The sequence below is a fragment of the Saccharopolyspora ipomoeae genome (genome assembly GCF_029952525.1).
Classification (GTDB): domain Bacteria; phylum Actinomycetota; class Actinomycetes; order Mycobacteriales; family Pseudonocardiaceae; genus Saccharopolyspora; species Saccharopolyspora ipomoeae.
Genome location: NZ_JASAOF010000037.1, coordinates 1 through 17,388, shown reverse-complemented (window position 1 = coordinate 17,388; position 17,388 = coordinate 1). Strand labels below are relative to the sequence as shown.

The 17,388-nt window shown below is 72.4% G+C and carries 16 protein-coding genes; 6 read left to right on the top strand and 10 right to left on the bottom strand.

The genetic code is table 11. From position 1 onward, the window contains the following. Nucleotides 1-216: 216 nt before the first annotated feature. From QFW96_RS29610 to ssd, 7 genes are all read right to left on the bottom strand, one after another. Nucleotides 217-561 (bottom strand): Rv3654c family TadE-like protein, encoded by a 345-nt coding sequence (locus QFW96_RS29610; RefSeq protein WP_281459049.1) that lies wholly within the window; start codon nucleotides 559-561, stop codon nucleotides 217-219. Continuing rightward, nucleotides 561-869, bottom strand: coding sequence for a TadE family type IV pilus minor pilin (locus QFW96_RS29605; RefSeq protein WP_281459048.1), 309 nt, complete (start codon nucleotides 867-869; stop codon nucleotides 561-563). The genes QFW96_RS29610 and QFW96_RS29605 overlap by 1 nt, the downstream gene beginning before the upstream one ends. Beyond that, entirely contained in the window at nucleotides 866-1,057 is a 192-nt protein-coding gene (locus QFW96_RS29600) for a DUF4244 domain-containing protein (protein WP_093415620.1), read from the bottom strand. Before QFW96_RS29600 ends, QFW96_RS29605 begins: the two co-directional genes overlap by 4 nt. A gap of 10 nt (nucleotides 1,058-1,067) precedes the next feature. Then, complete coding sequence (locus QFW96_RS29595; protein WP_281459047.1) at nucleotides 1,068-1,649, bottom strand: type II secretion system F family protein; 582 nt, start codon at nucleotides 1,647-1,649, stop codon at nucleotides 1,068-1,070. Further along, nucleotides 1,646-2,434 carry a type II secretion system F family protein gene (locus tag QFW96_RS29590; protein ID WP_281459046.1) on the bottom strand — a complete coding sequence of 263 codons (789 nt, stop codon included), beginning with the start codon at nucleotides 2,432-2,434 and terminating at the stop codon, nucleotides 1,646-1,648. The genes QFW96_RS29595 and QFW96_RS29590 overlap by 4 nt, the downstream gene beginning before the upstream one ends. Then, nucleotides 2,428-3,585 (bottom strand): TadA family conjugal transfer-associated ATPase, encoded by a 1,158-nt coding sequence (locus QFW96_RS29585; RefSeq protein WP_281459045.1) that lies wholly within the window; start codon nucleotides 3,583-3,585, stop codon nucleotides 2,428-2,430. Before QFW96_RS29585 ends, QFW96_RS29590 begins: the two co-directional genes overlap by 7 nt. A gap of 95 nt (nucleotides 3,586-3,680) precedes the next feature. After that, complete coding sequence (gene ssd, locus QFW96_RS29580; protein WP_281459044.1) at nucleotides 3,681-4,790, bottom strand: septum site-determining protein Ssd; 1,110 nt, start codon at nucleotides 4,788-4,790, stop codon at nucleotides 3,681-3,683. 649 nt (nucleotides 4,791-5,439) lie between these two features. Here ssd and QFW96_RS29575 point away from each other — a divergent pair. From QFW96_RS29575 to QFW96_RS29560, 4 genes are all read left to right on the top strand, one after another. Next, nucleotides 5,440-6,267, top strand: coding sequence for an HAD-IB family hydrolase (locus tag QFW96_RS29575; RefSeq protein ID WP_281459043.1), 828 nt, complete (start codon nucleotides 5,440-5,442; stop codon nucleotides 6,265-6,267). Between the two features lie 491 nt (nucleotides 6,268-6,758). After that, nucleotides 6,759-8,516, top strand: coding sequence for a glycoside hydrolase family 3 protein (locus tag QFW96_RS29570; RefSeq protein ID WP_281459042.1), 1,758 nt, complete (start codon nucleotides 6,759-6,761; stop codon nucleotides 8,514-8,516). Between the two features lie 14 nt (nucleotides 8,517-8,530). After that, complete coding sequence (locus tag QFW96_RS29565; RefSeq protein WP_281459061.1) at nucleotides 8,531-9,772, top strand: exo-beta-N-acetylmuramidase NamZ family protein; 1,242 nt, start codon at nucleotides 8,531-8,533, stop codon at nucleotides 9,770-9,772. Between the two features lie 10 nt (nucleotides 9,773-9,782). Next, complete coding sequence (locus QFW96_RS29560; RefSeq protein WP_281459041.1) at nucleotides 9,783-11,519, top strand: serine hydrolase domain-containing protein; 1,737 nt, start codon at nucleotides 9,783-9,785, stop codon at nucleotides 11,517-11,519. A gap of 25 nt (nucleotides 11,520-11,544) precedes the next feature. Here the strand turns inward: QFW96_RS29560 and QFW96_RS29555 are convergent, their stop codons facing one another. Then, the gene (locus QFW96_RS29555; protein WP_281459040.1) at nucleotides 11,545-13,167 is read right to left on the bottom strand and encodes a purine-cytosine permease family protein; all 1,623 of its coding nucleotides are present in this window, start codon (nucleotides 13,165-13,167) and stop codon (nucleotides 11,545-11,547) included. A gap of 272 nt (nucleotides 13,168-13,439) precedes the next feature. Here QFW96_RS29555 and QFW96_RS29550 point away from each other — a divergent pair, with 272 nt between their 5' ends. Together QFW96_RS29550 and murQ are read left to right on the top strand one after the other, a co-directional pair. Continuing rightward, nucleotides 13,440-14,360: a MurR/RpiR family transcriptional regulator gene (locus QFW96_RS29550; RefSeq protein WP_281459039.1), complete on the top strand. Its 921-nt coding sequence runs from the start codon at nucleotides 13,440-13,442 to the stop codon at nucleotides 14,358-14,360. 41 nt (nucleotides 14,361-14,401) lie between these two features. Continuing rightward, nucleotides 14,402-15,319, top strand: coding sequence for an N-acetylmuramic acid 6-phosphate etherase (gene murQ / locus QFW96_RS29545; protein ID WP_281459038.1), 918 nt, complete (start codon nucleotides 14,402-14,404; stop codon nucleotides 15,317-15,319). Nucleotides 15,320-15,326: 7 nt separating this feature from the next. On the opposite strand, the gene QFW96_RS29540 is transcribed toward murQ, so the two are convergent. Continuing rightward, nucleotides 15,327-16,250, bottom strand: a complete 924-nt coding sequence (locus QFW96_RS29540) for a nucleoside hydrolase (protein ID WP_406693037.1) — start codon at nucleotides 16,248-16,250, stop codon at nucleotides 15,327-15,329. A 2-nt stretch (nucleotides 16,251-16,252) separates the two neighbouring features. After that, nucleotides 16,253-16,999 (bottom strand): Fic family protein, encoded by a 747-nt coding sequence (locus tag QFW96_RS29535; protein ID WP_281459036.1) that lies wholly within the window; start codon nucleotides 16,997-16,999, stop codon nucleotides 16,253-16,255. Nucleotides 17,000-17,388: the final 389 nt, after the last annotated feature.

Genomic DNA, 17,388 nt, shown 5'->3' with positions numbered 1-17,388 from the left:
CCGCTCACACTTCAAAGAAACGTCATCCGGCCCCGGGCCGTACAGACCCCTTGCGACGACCGGTCGTTCAGCGGCGACGAACGTGAGACGCGGAACACGCGCGCTGAAAGATCGGGAGTCCCACCGAACTCCGCCGGTGAAGCGTCGGCGACCGCTCCCCTGCCCGCCGGACCGCTCACCGACCGCTCGTCGTACACCCGCCGTGATACGCCCAGATCAGCGGGTTGCGGGTCCGGCGCGAGCGCGTGCGCTGGGCGGTGCCTTCCCGGCGAGCGGACCTGGCAGCTCTCCCGCGACCTCGACGCGGGCCTCTCGACCGGTCAGGGTGCAGGTGATCAACCTGGTCCGCATCCCCCTGGTCACCCGTTCGGCCTGGGCGCAGGCGGACTCGGGTCCACCGATCGCGTGGGCGGCGGCCGCCAGCGCCGCCAGGTCTGCGGCGCCCTCGGCCCGATGCCGGGCGGCGGTGGCCGCGCCGAGCTGCACCAGCCACCACAGCAGGAGCAGCACGACCAGCGACAGCACCGCGGCGACCGGCGTCGCCGAACCCCGATCGTCCATCACCCCTCCCCCGGTTCCAGCACCGCGACGGCCTCGGCCCGCGCCCAGCGCGCGCTGATCCGCACCTGGACCTGATCGCCGGTGATCGCGTGCTCGTACCGCGCGTCGGCGGGCGCGAGGGCGCGCACCGCCCGCTCGGCCCGGGGCGCGTCACCCCGGGCGAGCAGGCGGGCCGCCTCGACGGCGGCGTCCTGGCAGCGCAGCTGCCCCAGCACCGCCGCGCACCCGAGCAGCAGCAGCCCGAAAACCGCGACCAGCGAGCAGATCCCCAGCGCCGCCTCGACGGTCACCGAGCCCCGGTCGTTCACGTGCCCGCGCCCTGCAGGCCGCGCTGGATGATGCCGGTGAGCGCCTCCTCGACCGATCCGCTCGTCACCACCGCGTACAGGGTGGTCGCGAAGGCCACGGCGGCGAGCGTGCCGACCGCGTACTCCGCCGTGGACATCCCGGCGTCGCCGGTCAGCGCGGCCCGCAGCCGCCGGATCAGGTTCCGCATCGTCGTCTCCTCATCGTGTGTGCAGTGGGTCGATCGGGAGTTCCTCGAACATGCCGAGCACGACCGGCAGCACGCCCAGGCACAGGAACGCGGGCAGGAAGCACAGTCCGAGCGGCGCCGAGATCCACACGGCACCGCGCTGGGCCCGCACCTCCGCCAGCTCCGATCCGCGCGAGCGGGCGCGCTCGGCGAGCTCGGCCGCCACGTCGGCGAGCGCGCTGCCGGTGCGCGCGGTGCGCCGGGCCGCGCGGGCGAGCTCGGCGGTGCCGGGGTCGCGCAGCGCCGGTTCCCACGCGGTGGCGGCGTCGCTGCCCAGCGCCAGGTGATCGGCGACCTCGTCCAGCGCTCGGCGCGCGGTGCCGCCGACCTCGACGGCCACCGCCCGCACGATCACCGGCACCGGCAGCCCGGCCCGCATCCCCGCCGCCAGCAGGTCCCACCCGGCGGCGAGCACCAGCGGATCGGCGCGATCCGCCCGCCGCGGACGGGGTTTCGCCGGGGCGCGCGGCCGGGGCAGCCGCAGCCGGTGCCGGGTCGACGCGACCGGCACGAGCAGCACCGCCGCGGCGAGCAGCACGAGCACCGCGCTCACGGCCGCACCACCGCTCGGGTCAGCCGCGAGCTCCACAGCACCCCGGCGATCAGCAGCGCCACGCCGATCAGCAGAAGCAGCTGGCCGCCCGGGCCGCTGCCGAACACCGCCAGCGGCGAGGCCCCGGCGGCGTGCCCGAACACCAGCCCCAGCACCGGCAGCCCGGTGAGCACGCCCGCGGTGGCGCGCGGACCGGCCATCTTCGCCGCGACCTCGCGCCGGAACGCGGTGCGCCGCTCGACGTCGCGGCGCAGCGAGTCCAGCAGTTCGGCGAGCGCGACGCCGTGCCGTTCGGCCAGCTCCCAGGCGCGGGTCAGCCGCCGCACCGGCTCGCGTGGTGGTCCGGACAGAGGAGTGCCGGACAGGGCGGTGACGTCGCCGCCCAACCGGGCGGTCGCGGCCAGGTCGCGGAAGAGACCCGCGACGGCCGGTCCCGCCTCGGCCGCCGCGCCTTCCGCCGCGCTCGCCGGGTGCGCTCCCGCGCGCACCTGGCTCACCAGCAGCCGCAGCCCCTCGGCGAACTCGTCGTGCAGCGCCAGGTCCCGCCGTTCCTCGCGCTGCTCCCGCAGGTACCGGGCTGCGAGCAGGGTCAGCGCGAACGCCGCGCACATCCCCGCCGGACCCGCGAACACCGCTCCGGCGAGCCCTGCCGCCCAGGGCAGCAGCCGGGTCGGGCGCGGCAGCCGCAGCGGCGCGCGCGGGAGCCCGGGCAGCCGGTGGCGACTGGAGGGCGTCGGCCAGCACAGCAGCCCCGCCGCCGCGAGCAGGGCGCTCGGGATCAGCACGGCAACGCACCTCCCCGGGATTCCAGCAGGTCGGCGAGGTCGTGACGGCCCACACCCCAACCGGTTTCGCGTTCCCAGGCGGGCCGGACGCTCACCTGATCACCGACGCGGTGCAGCACCCCGATCGCCGCGAGGCGCCGGTTCCGGACCTGCAGCACGACCTGGACGGCCGCGGCGAGCTGGCTGTGCAGGGCGTCCCGGGACAGCCCGCCGAGCGCGCCCAGCGCCTCCATCCGCGCCGGGACCTCGCGCGGCGAGTTGGCGTGCAGCGTGCCGCCGCCCCCGTCGTGCCCGGTGTTGAGCGCGGCAAGGAGTTCACGCACCTCGTCACCGCGCACCTCGCCGACGACGAGGCGGTCCGGGCGCATCCGCAAGGCCTGGCGCACCAGGTCGCGCACGCCGATCTCGCCCGCGCCCTCGACGTTGGGCGGCCGGGTCAGCAGCCGCACCACGTGCGGGTGGCGGGGGCGCAGCTCGGCGGCCTCCTCGACGCAGACGATCCGCTCGTGCTCCCCGACCGCGCCGAGCATCGCCGCCAGCAGCGTGGTCTTGCCGCTGCCGGTACCGCCGGTGATCAGGAACGCCAGGCGTCGGGCCACGATCTCGCGCAGCACCGCGCCGATCCGCTCGTCGAAGGTCCCGGCCCGCTGCAGCGCGGCGAGGTCGTGGTCGGCGGGCCGCAGCACCCGCAGCGAGAGGCACGTGCCGTCACCGGCGATCGGGGGCAGCACGGCGTGCATCCGGACGGCGCCGGTGTCGCGCTGCGGCAGCCAGGCGTCGACCCACGGCTGGGCGTCGTCGAGCCGTCGCCCGCTGGACATCGCCAGCCGCTGGGCGAGCCTGCGCACCGAGTCCTCGTCGGGGAAGCGCACCCGCGCGGGTCGCAGCCCGTCGCCGCGATCGACCCACACCTTCTCCGGCGCGGTGACCAGCACGTCGCAGATCTCGGGGTCGTCCAGCAGCGGTTCGAGCGCTCCCGCGCCGGAGAACTCCTGCTGCACGAGGCGCAGCGCGGCGAGCACGTCGGCGTCGGCGACCAGGCCGTCGGACTCGGCCCGGACGGCCTCGGCCACGGCGGCGGGGCTGAGCGCGGCACCACTGCTCACCAGTCGGGTGCGCACGCGCGCCAGCAGTTCGCGGTCCACGGACATGGCGATCCTTCCCCTCCCCTGCCGCGAGAACGGCGGGACGGCATGGCCGATCGGGCGAGATCGGCTTCGGGGCAACGGGTTTCAGAGCAGGGACGTCAGCGCGGGACTGGTGGCTCCGCGGCCGCGAGTTCGGCGAGCACCGCCCCGGCGGCGGTGGTCAGCGGGCCGCGGCGCAGCGCGGCGACGAGGTCTCCGCGGTCGACGGCGGCGGCCAGCCGCGGCTGCGGTCGCATCGTCGTGAGCACCGGGGCGCCCGCCGCGCGCGCCACGTCGCGCGGTCTGAGCCCGCCCGGCGACGGGCCGCGCACCACCAGCCGCACGGGGCATCCGGCGCGCTCGGTCACGGTGGCGACGACGCGGGCGGCCGCGGCGCAGGCGCGCACCTCGGCGGGGACCACGACGACGGCGAGTTCGGCGTCGCCGAGCACGGGCTCGTCGGGATCACCGGGCACCGGGCAGCGCGGCAGGTCGCACACCACGGTCGCGCCCGACCGGCGCCCGGCGCCGAGCACCGCGCGCACGCCCTCGGGCGTGAGCCCGCTGGCCGCGCGGTCGCGATCGCAGGCGAGCACGGCCATCTCCCCAGATCCGACGCGCTTGCGCGGCAGGGCCTGGCGCAGGGCACCCGCGCCCAGCCGTCCGGCGCCGACCGACAGGCCGGACCAGCGCAGCCCCTCCTCCCGCTCCAGCCCGGCGACGAGGTCGAGGCCGCCGCCGAGCGGGTCGCAGTCGACCAGCAGCGACCGGCCGCCGCCGCGGGCGGCAACGGCTGAGGCCGCGGTGGCGAGCGCGGAAGCGCCCGCACCGCCGCAGCCGCCGAGCACGGCCAGCACCCGGCCCTCGCCCTCCGGGGCGTCGGCGGCGTCGGCCAGCAGCTCGATCAGCCGGCGCTCGTCGGCGGGCAGGGTCAGAACCCGTTCCGCCCCGACGTCGAAGGCGGTGCGCCACACCCGTTCGTCGGTCCGGCGGCACAGCAGGGCGACGCCACGTCTGCGCGGCAGTCCTCGGGCGGCGCACGCGGTCGCGGTGCTCTCGTCGAGCAGCACCAGCGGCGCGGTGCGCCATGAGGTCGGCAGCAGTCGTGGCGCGCGTTCGATCTCGCCGCCGGAAGCGGCGGCGAGCCGGGTGATCTCCTCGGCCAAGTCGGCGTCCTGCACCGCCAGCAGCGGGTGCGCGGTTTCGGACTCGGATGATCGTGCGGCCATGACGGACTCCCAGGATCGGGATCATTCGGAGGAAAACCACTTCCGGATCGGCCGGAAGAGGGAGCGTGGTGCCGCGAATGGCCGCTCGTTATCCAAAGTGACCGGGGCCGGTCGGACTGCCAAGCGATTTCTGAAATCTGTGGAGTAACCCCCTCGCTGTGGATAACTCGCGCAACCCGAAAGAGTTGCACGAGGCCCGCACAATAAACGAAGGGAATTCACATTTTGCTCGCCCGGAAACTGTTGCGCGAGCACGGACTTCGCGCAGGTGGGAGCATCCGCATACGAGACGACCCCCGCCAGGGGGGAGGGGCGGGGGTCGTCCTAGTTCAGCTCCGGGGGGTCGAGCTGAACTGGTCCGGTCACGCCGGACTCCCCACACTGTATCCCGCTGATCCCCAGTAATGCCTCCCGTCCATTTGAGGGAACGTCTTTGCTCTCAGTGCCCGATGACTTGGCCAAAACCATTCATTCGTGGCAAGAAAATCCATCACGGCGACGAGCAACCTTCCGCACACCGCACGGTGTGTGAAGAATCGCTCTTCTGAAGGGAGACCCCGCACAACCTGTCCGGGGTCCGGCGGAACGAGCGGCGAAATGCCGCCCGCGCCCGGCTCAACTCCCCGCGCCCGGCTCGTATGCTGTCCGCGTGACCGAGCCCGCGAACCCCGCCGCCGCTCCCGGACACCGGGTGGCCGCGTTCTTCGACCTGGACAAGACGATCATCGCCAAGTCGAGCACGCTCGCCTTCAGCCGCCCGTTCTTCCAGGAAGGGCTCATCAACCGCCGAGCGGTGCTCAAGAGCGCCTACGCGCAGTTCGTGTTCATGCTCGCCGGCGCCGACGCCGACCAGATGGACCGGATGCGCGCCCACATCACCTCGCTGTGCGCGGGCTGGGACGTCGACCAGGTCAACGCCATCGTCGAGGAGACCCTCCACGACATCGTCGACCCGCTGGTCTACAAGGAGGCCACCCAGCTCATCGCCGATCACCAGGAGCAGGGCCACGAGATCGTCGTGCTCTCGGCGTCCGGCCAGGAGGTGGTCGCCCCGATCGCGAAGCTGCTCGGCGCCGATCACTGGTTCGGCACCCGCATGGTCGTCTCCGAGGGCCGCTACACCGGCGAGGTCGACTTCTACTGCTCGGCGGAGAACAAGGCCGTGGCCGCCCGCGAGCTCGCCGAGGAGCACGGCTACGACCTCGACGAGTCCTACGCCTACTCCGACTCGATCACCGACATGCCGCTGCTGGAGGCCGTCGGCAACCCCACGGTGGTCAACCCCGATCGCGGCCTGCGCAAGGAGGCCGTCCAGCGCAGCTGGCCCTCGCTGGCCTTCGAGCACCCGGTCTCGCTGCGCGCCCGCATCCCCACCCCGTCGCGCGCCGCGGTGACCGCCGCGGGCGTCGGGCTCGGCGCCGTCGCGGCCGCCGGCGCCACCTGGTGGGGCGTGCGCGCCTGGCGACGTCGCCGGTGACCGCCGAGCGTGACCAAAGACCCTGGTGGTCACCCTCGCGGTTCGCCCTGAAGAACCCTTGCAGTGACGGGCATCACCGTCTACAAAGGGAGGTGCGGACCCTGTTTGGCCAGGGACGTTACGGAGGAGAAGTAACGTCCACCCCTCTCAGGCTCCGCGCGCGAGACTTGGAGCACCCACGCGTCGCCGCAGATAAGGCTGTCGTGCACAGGGTTGCGTCACCGGGACGCCGGACGCCTAGCCCGAAAGTTACGACGAGAGAGCACGCTTGGTAACCCAGGACCTCGCGCGAGGGGGCGGCGCCCGAGACCGGGCGCCGCTCTTTTTGCGCGCAGCGGCGGCCGGGCAGCGGAACCTCGCCCCGCTCGGACCGATCCAGAACGTTGACCTCCACATTCATGGTGAGTAATTTCCTACTTCCACTGGACTTGTGGTGAACAGTTCTCGTCTTGGAGGCCGATGTGGCGTGGCGATCCCCGACCCGACGTGCCGTGATCGCGTTGAGCGCGCTGGCCGTCGGCGCCGCCGCACTGACCACGACCGGGAGTGCCCTGTCCCCCGAAGCCCCGAGAGCGCAGACCGCTGACGAACTGCTGCAGCAGATGACGCTGGAGCAGAAGGTCGGTCAGCTCTTCGTCACCTACGCCTACGGCCGCACGGCCGACACGCCGGACCCGGTCAACCGCGAGGAGTTCGGCGTCGACACCCCCGCGCAGGTCGTGGAGAAGTACCACCTCGGCGGCATCATCCACTTCACGTGGTCCAACAGCCTCTACGACCCGAAGCAGATCGCGGAGCTGTCCAACGGGCTGCAGACCGCGGCGACCAGCTCGGGCGCGCGGGTGCCGCTGCTGATCTCCACCGACCAGGAGCAGGGCCAGGTCACGCGGATCACCGAACCCGCCACCCAGCTGCCCGGCAACATGGCGCTGGGCGCGGGCCGGGACCCGGTGGCCGCCGAGCGGTCCGCCGCGATCACCGGCCGGGAGCTGCGGGCGATGGGCCTGAACATGAACTTCGCGCCGAGCGGGGACGTCAACGTCAACCCGGCGAACCCGGTGATCGGCGTGCGCTCCTTCTCCTCCGACCCGGCGCTGGCGGCGCAGTTCACCGCCGCTCAGGTGCGCGGCTACGAGGACGCCCAGCCCGCGGGCGAGGGCGTGTCGGCCTCGGTCAAGCACTTCCCCGGCCACGGCGACACCAACACCGACAGCCACACGGCGCTGCCGGTCATCGAGCACGACCGGCAGCAGTGGGAGCAGCTGGACGCGCCGCCGTTCAAGGAGGCCATCGCGGCCGGCACCGACTCGGTGATGAGCGCGCACATCGTGGTCCCCAAGCTCGACGACTCCGGCCGGCCGGCGACGCTGGCGCCGAACGTGCTCACCGGGATGCTGCGCCAGGAGCTCGGCTACCAGGGCGTGGTGTTCACCGACTCGCTGCAGATGGAGGGCGTCCGCGAGCAGCACCCGGACGCCGAGATCCCGGTGCTGGCGCTGCAGGCCGGTGCCGACGTGATGCTGATGCCGCAGAACCTGCAGGTCGCCATCGACGGCGTGATCGCCGCGGTCCGCGACGGTCGGCTGACCGAGCAGCGCATCGACGAGAGCGTGTCGCGGGTGCTCAAGCTCAAGGAGCAGCGGGGCGTGCTGGCCGACCCGTTCGTCGACACCGGCCAGGTCGACTCGGTGGTCGGCAGCCGCGAGCACCTCGACGAGGCCCAGCGGATCACCGATCCGACCACGACGCTGCTGCGCAACGACGCCGCGCTGCCGCTGAAGTCGCCGGGCTCGGTGTTCGTCACCGGCGCGAGCGAGAAGGGCACCCGGGCGCTGTCGGACTCGGTGCGGGCGCGCGGGCCGCGCAGCTCCGCGCTGGCCACCGACCTGCAGCCGACGCCGGAGCAGATCGGCCAGGCCGTCGAGCGGGCCAAGGCCAGCGACGTCGCGGTGGTGCTCACCAACGCCGCCTGGAACCCGGACAACGCGAGCCAGCTCGACCTGGTGCGGGCGCTGCAGCAGACCGGCAAGCCGGTGATCGCCGTGGCCACCCGCGACCCCTACGACGCGGCCTACGCCGACGTTCCCGCGTGGATCGCGAGCTACTCGGACAAGCCGGTGGCGATGGAGTCGGTGGCCAAGGTCCTCTTCGGCGAGACCGCCCCGAGGGGCAAGCTCCCGGTGCCGGTCCCCGAGCCCGGCAAGCCGGGCACCGACCGGTACCCGTTCGGCTTCGGCCTGGGCTGGTGAGCGGCGTGAGCGGCATCGGCAGGAGGCGCTTCCTCACCGCCTCGGCGCTGGCGGTCCCGGCGGTCGGCGTGGCGTCCAGCTCGGCGTGCGCGGCCAAGCCCGCGCAGATCGAGCCCGGGCAGGTGCGCACGGGCGCGGACGTGCTGGCAGGGCGGGGCTTCTCGGACCTGACCGGGCGCAGGCTGGGCATCGTCACCAACCCGACGGGCGTGCTGTCCACGCTCGATCACCTGGTGGACGTGATGCACGCCGGCGGCGAGCTCGACATCGCGGCGGTGTTCGGCCCGGAGCACGGCTTCCGCGGCACCTCGCAGGCCGGCGGGTCGGAGGGCGACGTCCGCGACCCGCGCACCGGGCTGCCGGTCTACGACGCCTACGGCGTCGACGCCACCAAGCTCGCGGAGCTGTTCCGCAAGGCCGGTGTGGAGCAGGTCGTCTTCGACATCGCCGACGTCGGCGCCCGCTTCTACACCTACATCTGGACGATGTACACGGCGATGCAGGCCGCGCAGCAGCTCGGCCTGGGGTTCGTGGTGCTGGACCGGCCGAACCCGATCGGCCCGCTGGTCGCGGGCCCGACCCTGGACCCCCGCTTCGCCTCCGGCGTCGGCGAGCTGCCGATCGTGCAGCAGCACGGCATGACCGTGGGCGAGCTGGCCCGCCTCTTCGACCGGGTGCACCTGCCCGCCCCGCTGCCGGAGCTCAACGTCGTCCGGGTCGAGGGCTGGTCGGGGCGCACCGCCGACACCGGCCTGCCGTGGGTGCCGCCGAGCCCGAACATGCCGGCCCGGGAGACCGCCGCGGTGTACCCGGGGACCGGGTTGTTCGAGGGCACGACGTGGTCGGAGGGGCGCGGCACGACGCGCCCGTTCGAGATCCTCGGGGCTCCCGGCGTCGACTGGCGGTGGGCCGAGGAGCTCAACGGGATGTCGCTGGAGGGCGTGCGGTTCCGCGAGACCTACTTCGTCCCGACGTTCTCCAAGCACGCCGAGCAGACCTGCGGCGGCGTGCAGCTGCACCGCACGGGCGAGCTGGACCCGATCCGGGTCGCGGTTGCGATGTTGGTCACAGCCCGACGGCTCTATCCCCAGCTCTTCGCCTGGCGCGAGGATGGGATGGTCGACAAGTTGTCCGGTTCCGACCGGTTGCGCGGCATGGTGGACGCGGGGGCCGACGTCGACGAGATCACCGATTCCTGGCGGCAGGACGTCGTGAACTTCCGCAGGCAACGCGATCCCTACCTGCTCTACCGCTGAGGGGGCTGACTTGGGCAAGACCGCGCTGGCGGCCGTGGCGCTGCTGTCGTTGACCGCGCTGGGCGGCTCGGCGGTGGCCGGGCAGGGACGGGCGGCCGGGCACTTCGACCGGCCGCAGGACGGCTTCGCGCCCGCCACGACGCTGCTGCAGGACGGCACGCCCTCGGGCATCGGCCTGGACCCGGCACCGATCGACGACGCCTGGGCGCAGCTCGCGGCGTGGACCGAGAAGACCCCGGACACCGAGCACCCGATGTACGCGGGCGCGGTGGGGCTGCTCGCGCACGACGGCGTGGTGGTCAGCCGCACGGCGGCGGGCAAGGAGCTGCGCTACGCCGACGGCAACGGCACCGAGCTGCCCGCGCAGGACCAGGAGCCGATGCGGCCGGACACGATCTTCGACGTCGCCTCGATCAGCAAGCTGTTCACCTCGATCACCGCGCTGCAGCTGGTCGACGACGGGAAGATCTCGCTGCACGACCGGGTCGCCGAGCACCTGCCGGAGTTCGCGGTCAACGGCAAGCAGGACATCACCGTCGAGCAGCTGCTCACCCACACCTCCGGGCTGCAGGCCGAGGTGCAGCTGTGGAAGCTGCCGCCGGAGCAGCGCATCCCGTCGGTCCTGGCGCTGACGCCGGAGCACCCGCCGGGCACGCACTACGAGTACTCCGACCCGAACATGATCACGCTCGGCGTGCTGGTCGAGCGGGTCACCGGGCACCCGCTGGACCAGGTGGTCCAGGAGTGGATCACCAAGCCGCTGGGGATGGCCGACACCGGCTACAACCCGCCGGCCTCGAAGCTGCACCGGATCGCCGCCACCGAGTTCCAGGCCGATCCGCCGCGCGGCATGGTGCGCGGCCAGGTGCACGACGAGAACGCCTGGTCGCTGGGCGGTGTCGCCGGGCAGGCCGGGGTGTTCTCCACCGCCGACGACCTCGCCAAGCTCGGCCAGGCGCTGCTCAACGGCGGTTCCTACGACGGCACCCGGATCCTGTCGCAGAGCACCGTCGAGAAGATGCTCACCGACTTCAACGGCGAGTTCCCCGGCAACGCGCACGGATTGGGCTTCGAGCTCGACCAGCGCTGGTACATGGCCGGGCTGAGCGCCCCGCGCACCGCCGGGCACACCGGCTACACCGGGACGTCGCTGGTCATCGACCCGGCGTCGCGGTCGGTGGCGGTGCTGCTGACCAACCGGGTGCACCCGTCGCGGGAGTGGGGCTCGAACAACCGCGCCCGCCAGGCGCTGGCGCAGGGCATGGCCCGGGCGCTGGCGGTGTTCCCGCGCGAGGGCCGCGAGTCGTTCTACGCGCCGGGTGCGGGGACGCTGACGAGCGCTCCGCTGGGGCCGGTGAACGGGCCGCTGAAGGTGTCCTTCGACGCGTTCGTCGACACCCAGCGCGACTCCGACGGCACCGACGCGCTCACGGTCGAGTCCAGCGCCGACGGGGTGACCTGGCGGCCGGTGCCGCTGACCGCGTCCGGGCCCGGCGCGCCGGCCGGCCCGCAGCAGGGGCTGGCGGGGTCCGGGCACCGGGCCTGGTGGCAGGTCGACGGCGAGGTCCCGGCGGCGCCGGGCGAGAAGGTGCAGCTGCGCTGGCGCTACGGCCTCGACGAGCAGTACGAGGGCCGGGGCGTGAACGTCGACGGCCTCAAGGCCACCGACGATCACCGCACCCTGCTGGACTCCGAGCGGGATTCCACCGAGCTGCACCTCGACGGCTGGACCGCCACCTCGCGCTGACGGCTTTTCCCGATATTTCCACTGGTCAGGAAGCTGGGAGGACCAGCTTCCCGGTCTTGTCGGTGGTCACGCACAACGAGCAGACGATCTTGCCGGGCTCGGCGCTGGCGAGCACGTCCGGCCGCTCGAACTCCTGCGCGCAGTAGTCGCAGGTGTAGGCGGTCGCGACTGGGGTGCCGCTCGCGTCGAAGCGGGGCTCGTCGATGCCGTCGTCGGTGCGGCGCAGGTAGAAGCGGCCGCGGGTGACGATCGCCATCACCGGGGTGAGGACCACGGCGATGACCACGGCGGCGATCGGCGAGTAGGGCTGGATCGCGTCGCCGAAGGCCCCGAAGTACATCGCGATCGAGATGATCGCCGAGGCCAGGAAGGCCGTGACGCCGACCGGGTTGACCGCGTGCAGCATCCCGCGCCGGAACTCCGGTTCCTTCGGGGACAGCTTCAGCACGAACTTGTTGATCATGATGTCGGCGGCCACCGTGCACACCCACGCGATCGCGCAGTTGGCGTAGAAGCTCAGCACCGAGTTGAGGAAGGCGAACATGTTCGCCTCCATCAGGATCAGCGCGACCGCGAGGTTGGCCAGCACGAACACGATCCGGCCCGGGTAGTGCTTGGTGACCCGGGTGAAGGAGTTCGTCCAGGTCAGCGAACCGGAGTAGGCGTTGGTGACGTTGATCTTGACCTGGCTGAGCACCACCAGCACCACCGCCAGCGGGATCGCCAGCCAGACCGGCACGAACAGCTCGTAGATGCCCATGAACTGCTGCACCGGCTCGGTCGCCGCGGCCCCGGCGGCGCCCATGATGAAGAACGCCAGGAACGCGCCCGTGGCCTGCTTGACCGCGCCGAACACCACCCAGCCCGGCCCCGCGACCAGCGTCGACAGCCACCAGGACCGCTTGTTGGCCTCGGTGCGCGGCGGCATGAAGCGCAGGTAGTCGATCTGCTCGCCGATCTGCGCCATCAGCGACAGCGCCACGCCCGCGCCGAGCATCACCGAAGCGGCGCTGAGCCCGCCGCCGGACTCGCCGGCGAAGGCGAGCCAGCGGCTCACCGAGTCCGGGTCGACGATCACCAGGTAGCCGATCGGGCCGACCATGAGCAGCAGCCACAGCGGCGTCGTCCACACCTGCAGGGTGCTGAGCGCCTTCATGCCGTAGACGACCAGCGGCACCACGACCAGCGTGGTGATCAGGTACCCCAGCCACAGCGGCACCCCGAGCCCGGCGTGCAGGCCCTGGGCCATGATCGCGCCCTCGGTGGCGAAGAAGATGAAGGTGAAGCTGCCGAAGATCACGCTGGTCAGCACGGATCCGTAGTAGCCGAAGCCGGAGCCGCGGGTGATCAGGTCGAGGTCGATGTTGTAGCGGGCGCCGTAGTAGGCCAGCGGCACACCGGTCACGAAGATGATCAGCGCGGCGACCAGGATCGCCACCAGCGCGTTGAGGGTGCCGTAGCTCAGGCCGATTCCGGCGCCGATCGAGAAGTCGGCGAGGTAGGCGATGCCGCCCAGCGCCGTCGTGGCCACCACCCCGGGCTTCCAGCGCCGATAGCTGCGCGGGGCGAAGCGGAGCGTGTAGTCCTCCAGCGTTTCCCGCACCGCCTGGTCCTGCGACGGGTCCTTGCGCGGTGATTCGACGACCATCCAGTCCCTCCTCCGGTCGAACGCGCGTGCGGCCGGAAGTGTCCGCGCCGGATGTTTCCGGAGCCGACGGCTCGCGTTTCTGTCAGATGACAAGAACGCCGCGACGCGCGCGGGCGGAGGAGGTGTAGATGTCGACCGCGGAGTCGGGCCGTTGGGCCCGCCCGAACTCCGGTCCCGTGGTGCAACCTGAACCCAGGCGGGACCCGTCTACCCGACGGATACCCTGACGAGATGCATTGACCTGCACGAGAATCGGTTAGTAAGTTTCCCACATGGCCACTTCAGAGATCTCCACCGAATCGAGCGAGGGCAGCCCCCTCGTCAAGATTCGCTCGCTGCTGCCCGGACTCGCTCGGGCCGAGCAGCGCGTGGCCAACATCGTGCTCGCCGACCCGGCCTCGATCTCGCGCCGCAGCATCACCGAGGTCGCCGAGGCCGCGGGCACCAGCGAAACAACCGTCACCCGGTTCTGCAAGGCGATCGGCGTCGGCGGGTACCCGGACCTGCGCATCGCCCTGGCCGCCGACACCGCGCGCACCTCGACGCGCGACCGCGAGCTGGGCGGCGACATCGGCCCCGACGACGGCATCGGGCAGATCATCTCCAAGGTCGGCTACGCCGACGCCAAGGCCGTCGAGGAGACCGCGGGCCAGCTCGACGCCACGTCGCTGAACGCGCTGGTCGACGCCGTGGCCACGGCGCGCCGCGTCGACGTCTACGGCGTCGGCGCCAGCGCCTTCGTCGCCCTCGACCTGCAGCAGAAGCTGCACCGCATCGGCCTGGTCAGCTTCGCCTGGTCGGACACCCACAACGCGCTGACCTCGGCCGCCGTGCTCGAACCCGGCGACGTCGCGATCGGCATCTCGCACACCGGAGCCACCACCGAGACCGTCGAGGCGCTGCGCGAGGCCAAGCGGCACGGCGCCACCACCAGCGCGATCACCAACTTCGCGCGCTCCCCGATCACCGAGATCGCCGACCACGTGCTGACCACGGCCGTGCGCGAGACGACCTACCGGTCCGGCGCGATGGCCAGCCGGATCGGGCAGCTGACGGTGATCGACTGCCTGTTCATCGGCGTCGCCCAGCGGCACCTGGAGCAGACCAGAACGGCGCTGGAAGCGACTCGCGATGCGGTGTCCGGACATCGCCTCGACAGTCGTCCCGACAAGCGCCGGCACCGAGAGGCCTGACGGCTCATCGCGAGCGGCCTCGCACAACCGAATCAGGAGGCATGAATTTGAGCCGGGATCACGCGATTCGCGTCGCTTCGCCGACCGAGCAGACCAACCCGCACACCCGCGACATCGACCTGCTGCCGACGCTGGACGTCCTGCAGCTGTTCAACCGCGAGGACCGCACCGTCCCGGAGGCCGTGGGGCGCGTGCTGCCCGAGCTGGCCGAGGCCGTCGACCTCGCCGTCGCGGCGCTGCGCTCCGGCGGCCGGGTGCACTACGTGGGTGCGGGGACCTCGGGCAGGCTGGCCGTGCTCGACGCCGCCGAGCTGATCCCGACGTTCAACGCCCCGCCGGACTGGTTCGTCGCGCACCAGGCGGGCGGGCCGGACGCCTACCAGCAGGCGGTGGAGAACGCCGAGGACGACGAGGACGCGGGCGCCCGCGAGATCCGCGCGCAGGGCTCGGACAAGGACTTCGTGCTCGGGCTGGCCGCGTCCGGCCGCACCCCGTACGTGATCTCGGCGCTGACGGCGGCCAAGGAGATCGGCGCCAGCACCGCGCTGCTGACCTCGAACCCGAACCCCGGCCCGGTGCCCGCCGACGTGGTCATCGCCGCCGACACCGGCCCGGAGCCGATCAGCGGCTCGACCCGGATGAAGGCCGGGACCGCGCAGAAGCTGGTGCTCACCTCGTTCTCCACGGCGGTGATGATCAAGCTGGGGCGGGTCTACTCGAACTTCATGGTCAGCATGCTCGCGACCAACGCGAAGCTGCGCGGCCGCACGATCACCATCCTCCAGGAGGCCACCGGCGCCTCGGAGGACGAGTGCTCGGATGCGCTGACCGCAGCGGGCGAGGACCTCAAGACGGCCCTGGTCCACCTGCTCTCCGGCGCGGACGTCGAACGCTCCGCAGCAGCGCTGGCCGTCGCCGACGGCCACGTCCGAGACGCCCTCCGCAGCCTGCGGGGCTGAGAGCGGGTCAGCCCATCGCCTTGGCGACCACCTGGAACGCCTCTGTCATCAGGTCCCAGAATCGCGCCTGGTCCAGCACCGTCGGGACCAGTGCGTTGCGGGTCTCGGCCTTGAAGTCGGTGACCGTCATGCCCGAGGTGAACCGCCCCTGGGTCTCGACGTCGACGCGGGCGGGCACGGCGTCCATCAGCGTCGGGTCGATCAGGTAGGCGATCGCGCACGCGTCGTGGATCGCCGGGCCGAGCTCCTGGTAGTCGGGGAACCGGCCGTAGAAGTCCAGGCACGGCGTGAGCAGCTCGGACTCCAGCCTGCCGAGGCCCTCGAAGCGCGCGCGGACCTGGGCGTTCGCGCGGGCCTGGTGGGTGAGGTCGAGGCCGATCATCACGGTCGTCCAGCCCGCCTCGAAGACGACGGCGGCGGCCTCCGGATCGGCCATGATGTTGAACTCGGCTGCCGGGGTCCGGTTGCCGCGCGTGTAGGCGCCGCCCATGATCACGAACTCGGCCGCCCACTCGACGATCCTCGGTTCCTTGCGCACCGCCAGCGCGATGTTGGTCAGCGGACCCGTCGCGACCAGGCTGATCTCACCGGGAGCGGCGGCCAGCGTCTCGATGATCAGGTCCACCGCGTGCCGCGGGTCCAGCTCGCTCGCGGTCTCCGGCAGCACGACCTCGCCGAGGCCCATCACGCCGTGGACGTTGCCGGCGTTGATGCCCTCGCGCACCAGCGGCCGCCCGGCGCCGCGCGCCACCGGCGCGGTCATGCCGTAGTAGTCGCGCAGCCGCAGCGAGTTCTCGGTGGTGAACTCCAGCGGCACGTTGCCGCCGACCGCGGTGATGCCCACGACGTCCAGCGTCGGGTCGCCGTGCGCGAGCGCGATGGCCAGCGCGTCGTCGATGCCCGGGTCGCAGTCGATCAGGACCTTCTTCACCGTCATCCCTCCTGGACCGCGTCGGCGATCGACGCCGCCTCGCGAGCACCGGACTCCAGCGCGGTGCAGCAGTGCACGATCCACGCCGCGACCGCGTCCGGGTCGCCGGTGGCGAAGCCCAGCGCGCGCTCGGCGTAGTCCTCCTGCCTGCGGAAGTAGGCGACCTCCGGCACGACCAGGCCCTTGGGGTCCAGTCCGCTGCCGATGACCGCGAGCCGCGCGGCGGCGCGGGCGATGACGCCGTCGGCGTGGCCGAACGGGGACAGCGCGAGCAGCTCGCCGTGCACGACAGCGGCCAGCACCGGGCCGGCCCCGTGCGCCTCCGGGTCGGTGATGATCTCGCTGAGCAGGTCCAGCCGCTCGGAGATCACCGGGTCGGCCTGCGGTCGGCCGAGCTGCTCGGGGTCGTCGACGAGGTCGCTGGCGGCGAGCAGGTGCATCCGCGCCAGGGCCTGCCGGGGAGCGCGCTGCCAGGTGGGCAGCAGCGTGCCCATCGCCTCGGCGACGCGCAGCGACCCGGCGAGCAGCGGATCGCTGACCTCACCGGAATCCGGGATCTCGGTGGCACCACCTGCGACGGCGGCCGAGGCGCGGGCCGCGCGCACCGAGGCCTCGGCGGCGGTGGCGGGCCAGCCACGCCGGTTGGCCGGGTGCCGGTGCACCTCGTCGATCGCGGCGCGGGCGGAGGCGACCGCGTCGGTGACCCCGTCGAGTTCGAGCAGCGGTGCCAGCGATGGCTTGTCGTTCACGGGTCCAGACGCTACCGGCCGGTACCCGAAACCCCGGCGCGCGGCCCGCGTGCGAGTTGTGCCACAGTTGCGAGCGCGTTGCACCTCGTGGACGCTGCGTTACCGCTGGGCAACGCAGCGGAACCAGGTCCGGATCGGACGGTGACGGCGCGTGTTCGGTCCGTTGCGACCGATTGGTCTGAACCAATAAAGCGAAACCTCTGTTGCGGTGAGCGAGATCGCACTACGGTGCGTCTATCAGTGCATTCACATCTCCAGGGAGGTTCTGGGCAATGAGCCAGCCCGACGGGCAGAGCAACACGCTCGACAACCTGCTGACGGAAAGCAGGACATTCCCGCCGTCTGAGGAGTTCGCGGCGCAGGCCAACGCCACGTCGGCGCTGTACCAG

What these genes read in the sequence shown, in the direction of transcription:
- QFW96_RS29555 (WP_281459040.1), bottom strand. Translation starts at nt 13,167, where the DNA reads ATGGTCGTCGAATCACCGCGCAAGGACCCGTCGCAGGACCAGGCGGTG.
- QFW96_RS29600 (WP_093415620.1), bottom strand. Translation starts at nt 1,057, where the DNA reads ATGCGGAACCTGATCCGGCGGCTGCGGGCCGCGCTGACCGGCGACGCC.
- QFW96_RS29585 (WP_281459045.1), bottom strand. Translation starts at nt 3,585, where the DNA reads ATGTCCGTGGACCGCGAACTGCTGGCGCGCGTGCGCACCCGACTGGTG.
- murQ (WP_281459038.1), top strand. Translation starts at nt 14,402, where the DNA reads ATGAATTTGAGCCGGGATCACGCGATTCGCGTCGCTTCGCCGACCGAG.
- ssd (WP_281459044.1), bottom strand. Translation starts at nt 4,790, where the DNA reads ATGGCCGCACGATCATCCGAGTCCGAAACCGCGCACCCGCTGCTGGCG.
- QFW96_RS29610 (WP_281459049.1), bottom strand. Translation starts at nt 561, where the DNA reads ATGGACGATCGGGGTTCGGCGACGCCGGTCGCCGCGGTGCTGTCGCTG.
- QFW96_RS29550 (WP_281459039.1), top strand. Translation starts at nt 13,440, where the DNA reads ATGGCCACTTCAGAGATCTCCACCGAATCGAGCGAGGGCAGCCCCCTC.